This window comes from Kineococcus vitellinus, assembly GCF_009906315.1.
Lineage (GTDB): Bacteria > Actinomycetota > Actinomycetes > Actinomycetales > Kineococcaceae > Kineococcus > Kineococcus vitellinus.
The window spans coordinates 1-1,692 of record NZ_JAAALL010000508.1 but is presented as its reverse complement, the minus strand read 5'-3'; the positions used below and the strand labels follow the sequence as shown (position 1 = coordinate 1,692).

Genomic DNA, 1,692 nt, shown 5'->3' with positions numbered 1-1,692 from the left:
TCCGCCCCGTCCTCGGCCCCTCCCGCGTTCCCGGCGTCCTCCGCGTCCTGCGCGTCCTGCGCGTCCTGCGCGTCCTGCGCGTCCTCGGCGCGCTGGGCGAGGCTGGCGCCGGAGGGCAGGTCGCAGAAGCGCACGGGGACGCCGTGCGCGTGCGCCCACACCAGCGCCTGCCACTCGGGGGAGAACACCGCGAACGGCCAGAACGCCGCGGTGCCGGGGGCGTCGGTGACGTGGGCGAGCAGCGCCACCGGCGGCACGAGGCCGGGGTCGGCGACGAGGGCGGCCACCGGGTCGGCGTCCGCGGGGCCCTCGACGAGGACGACGTCGGGCCGCAGCCGCTCCAGCGCCGCCCGGACCGCGCGGGCGGAGCCGGGGCCGTGGTGGCGCACGCCGAGGACCTCCACGACGGGAGCCTCGACGGGTTCGGCTCCGGTGGTGGCTCCGGTGGTGGCTCCGGTGGTGCTCGCGCTCACCCGCCGACCTCGCGGCAGGCGCGGTAGAAGGGCGCCCAGTCGCGGCGCTCGCGGACGACGGCCTCGAGGTACTCGGTCCAGACGGCGCGGTCGGCGACGGGGTCCTTGACGACGGCGCCGAGGATGCCGGCGGCGACGTCGTCGGGGCGCAGCCGCCCGTCGCCGAAGTGCGCGGCGAGCGCGATGCCGTGGGTGACCACGGAGATCGCCTCCGCCGGCGACAGGGTGCCCGAGGGGGTCTTCAGGCGGGTGCGCCCGTCGGTGGTCTGCCCCGAGCGCAGCTCGCGGAAGACGGTGACGACGCGGCGGATCTCCTCGGCTGCCGCCGGCACCGGCGGCAGCGCGAGCGCGGTGCCGAGCTGCGCGACGCGGCGGGTGACGATGTCGACCTCCTCGTCCTCGCTGGCCGGCAGCGGCAGGACGACGGTGTTGAAGCGGCGGCGCAGCGCGGAGGACAGCTCGTTGACGCCGCGGTCGCGGTCGTTGGCGGTGGCGATGACGTTGAAGCCCCGGCGGGCCTGCACCTCGATCCCCAGCTCGGGGACGGGCAGCGTCTTCTCCGAGAGCACGGTGATGAGCGCGTCCTGCACGTCGGAGGGGATGCGGGTGAGCTCCTCGACGCGGACGACGCCGGCCTGCTCCATGGCGGTCATGACCGGCGAGGGGACGAGCGCACCGGCGCTGGGCCCCTCGGCCAGCAGGCGGGCGTAGTTCCAGCCGTAGCGGATGGCCTCCTCCGCGGTGCCCGCGGTGCCCTGCACGAGCAGGGTGGAGCGGCCGCTGACGGCGGCGGCCAGGTGCTCGGAGACCCACGTCTTGGCGGTGCCGGGCGAGCCGAGCAGCAGCAGGGCCCGGTCGGTGGCCAGGGTGGCGACGGCCACCTCCACGAGGCGGCGGGGCCCGACGTACTTGGGGGTGACCACCGTGCCGTCGGGCAGCGTCCCGCCGAGCAGGTAGGTGGTCACCGCCCACGGCGACAGCCGCCACGCCGGCGGGCGGGGGCGGTCGTCGGCCGCGGCGAGGGCGGCCAGCTCGGCGGCGAAGGCCTGCTCGGCGTGCGGGCGCAGCACCTCCTCGCCGGTGCCGGGGGCGGGCGCACCGGTGGTGGCGGGGATGGTCAACGGAGCTCCTCGAGCATCTGGTGGCGCTCGGCCACGGTGTCGGCGACGTCGGTCAGGGCGGGGCGCCACGGGCTGTCGGCGGGCAGGGCGTCGGCGGC

General features: G+C 77.4%; 2 protein-coding genes. Both read right to left on the bottom strand.

The annotated features are described in order from the left end of the window. Window positions 1-473 (bottom strand): DUF5682 family protein (locus GTQ99_RS22930; protein WP_338075209.1); only part of this gene is annotated, 473 nt, incomplete at its 3' end. Further along, window positions 470-1,594 (bottom strand): ATP-binding protein, encoded by a 1,125-nt coding sequence (locus tag GTQ99_RS22925; protein WP_205708079.1) that lies wholly within the window; start codon window positions 1,592-1,594, stop codon window positions 470-472. The genes GTQ99_RS22925 and GTQ99_RS22930, both read right to left, overlap by 4 nt. Between the last annotated feature and the right edge of the window lie 98 nt (window positions 1,595-1,692).